The organism is Streptomyces sp., assembly GCF_036566765.1.
In the GTDB taxonomy this organism is placed as follows: Bacteria; Actinomycetota; Actinomycetes; order Streptomycetales; family Streptomycetaceae; genus Streptomyces.
In genome coordinates this window covers 1-2,631 of record NZ_DATCVQ010000701.1, presented here as the reverse complement: position 1 = coordinate 2,631, position 2,631 = coordinate 1, and the positions used below count along the sequence as shown (strand labels likewise).

Genomic DNA, 2,631 nt, shown 5'->3' with positions numbered 1-2,631 from the left:
GTCCTGCGCGCGGGCGGCCGTGAGGTCGGCGCGGCTCTCTGCGGCGGCGGCCTCGCGGGCGCGGTCCGCGGTCGTGCGGGCGGCCTCGCGGGCCGCGTCCCACGACGCGACGGTCGTCTTCTCCGCGTCGCTCGCGGCCAGCGCCGCCCGCGCGGGGTCGGCGTCCGGGGCGGTGTCGTCGAGCCACCCGGCCCGTACCGCCTCGGCCGTCTCCTGCTCGACCTCGGCGAGCCGCTGCCGCAGGTGTCCCGCCTCGCTGCGGGCGCGCTGCGCCTCGGTCGCGGCGGCCGTTGCGTCGCGGTGGGCGGTCTCGCCGGCCTCCTGGAGCGCGGCGGAGCGCTCCTCCTCCTCCGCCGCGTGCCGCTCGCCCGACTCCGCGGCCGCGTGCAGGGCCCGTACGAGGTCGGCGGCGGCTGTCGCGCGCGCGGCGAGCGCCGGGGCGGCGTCCCGCTCGGCCTCGCGGATCGCGACGGCGACGCGGGCCGAGCGGTCGGCTGCGGCGCGGTGCCGGAGCACGGCCTCGGCGGCCTGCCACGCGGAGTGCAGGGTGCGCGCGTCGATCAGCTCCCGGCGCTGGGACGCCGCGGTCTTCTCCGCGACGGTCAGCGCCAACGAGGCATGCCGGAAGGCCAGTTCCGCGGCGATCAGCGCGCTGCGGCCGCGCGCCTGCTCCGCCTCGGAGACGGCGTGCGCGGCCGCGGTGACCTGCTGCGCGAGGTCGGCGGCGCGGCCGCGCTCCTCGGCGGCGCGGGCGGAGAGCCGGCGGGCCAGCGTGCGGGTACGGCGCTCCGCGCCGGCGTGCACGTCACGCGTCCGGGCGCGGGTCTCGGCGGCCTCGACGATGCGGCCGAGCAGGTCGACGGACCCGGCGGTGAACTCGCGTTCGGCGGTGAGCTCGGCGCGGCGGCCGAGCTTGTTGCCGAAGCCGCCGACGAGGTCGGCGAGGCCGTCGGTGTCGCGGGTGTCGGTGACCGCGCGCAGCAGCAGGTCGGTGAAGTCGGAGTCCTTCTTGACCGCGAAGAGGCCGGCCGCCTCGCCCTCGTCGGCGTTCATCTCCCGCTGGTAGCGGAAGAGTTCGGGGTCGAGACCCAGGTCGCCGAGGTGCTCGTTCCAGCGGTCGTGGATCTCCTCCCAGTACACCTCCAGGTGCGGGTACGCCTTGCCCGCATCCGTCAGCGCGTCGCGGAAGCCCTTCATCGTGCGGCGGCGGCCCTGCGCGCCGGAGGCGCCTTCGACGGGCGGGCGGACGGAGGTGGCCTCCGCGACGGGGAGGTTGTCCAGGCTCAGACCGGGGCCGGGCCGGAAGGAGTACCACGCCTCGGCGAACTTCCGCGGGTCGTTGGAGACCTGGCGGCCGCGCCACTCGCTGGCCTTACCGACGACGACCAGCTCGCCGGTGAGGGTGTGCTGCCACTCCAGGGCGACGTGTCCGCAGTCGTCGGCGAGCAGGAACTTGCGCAGCACGCCGGAGCTCGCGCCGCCGAGGGTGTTGCGGTGGCCGGGCAGCATGACGGAGAAGATCAGCTTGAGGAGGACGGACTTGCCGCCGCCGTTCTCCAGGAAGAGGACGCCCGCGGGGGCGGGCCGGCGCGGCGGGCCGACCGGCTCCTCCTCGAAGAACTCCGCCTGCGTGGGGGCGGGGTTGGGCACGGGCTCGCCGACTCCCCGCAGGTCCAGGACGGTGTCGGCGTAGCGCGCACCGGCGGGACCGATGGAGTAGAGGCGGACCCGGGACAACTCGTACATGGCGGCGGACTCTCGTCGTCAGTCTGTGGCGTGGTCAGGCGGGGCGGTTACGCATGGAAGGGCAGGCCGGCGTCGGCGGCCAGCTCCAGGTCGTCGCCGTCCGGCGGCGGGAGGAGGGTGGCGGCGCCGTCGGACACGGGGACGACCCCGAGGTCGATCAGCTCGGCCATGGCGGCGCTGCCGGCCATGTCGCGGACCTGGAGCTGGTAGCGGGCGGTGGTGCGGTACGCGCCGCCCGCGTCGTCGCCGGTGCGCTGGAGGAAGCCGGAGTCGGTGAGGAAGGCGACGGCCTTGCCGACGATGCCGGTGGTGGAGCCGGCCAGGCGGCGGGCGTCCTTGGTCGCGCCGGTGGCGCTGCGGCGGGCGTAGATCCGCCAGGCGGACTCCAGGCCGGGGGCGTCGGACGCGGGGTCGGTGTTCTCGCCCTCTTGCTCGGCGCGCTCTTCGAGGCGGCGGCAGGCCTGGCGGACGAATCCGTCGACGCCGTTGACGGTGAGGCGGCCGATGTACGCGTCGTCGGCGAGGTCCTCGGGGCGGGGGAACGCCATCGCGGCGACGGCGAGGTGGGCGAGGCCGTGCAGGAACCGGTCGGCGGAGTCGGTGTTGGCGCGGCGGGCGTAGTCGCCCATGCGGACGGCGAAGACGGAGTCCTCGCCGGCGGTGACGGCCATGCCGGCGCGCGGGGAGACCTCGAGGACGACGAGGCCCAGACCGGTGGCGACGGCGTCTGCGAGCCGGGCGAAGGCGGGGTCCTCGCGGTAGCGGCGGAGCAGCTCGGCGTACTCGGCGTCGCGGGCGGGGAGCAGCTTGGGCTGCAGCCCGAAGGCGACGAGCCGGGCCGCGTCGGCGGCGTCGGCAGGGGTCACCGCGGCGGTGGGGGCGAGC

The 2,631-nt window shown here is 76.6% G+C and carries 1 protein-coding gene and 1 pseudogene; both read right to left on the bottom strand.

Annotation, left to right across the window (positions count from 1 at the left end; all coding sequences use genetic code 11):
• Positions 1-1,746: pseudogene (locus tag VIU94_RS40380) on the bottom strand (hypothetical protein); the annotation flags it as partial.
• Positions 1,747-1,793: 47 nt separating this feature from the next.
• Positions 1,794-2,631: hypothetical protein (locus tag VIU94_RS40375; protein ID WP_331919910.1), on the bottom strand; the 838-nt coding region annotated here is incomplete at its 5' end.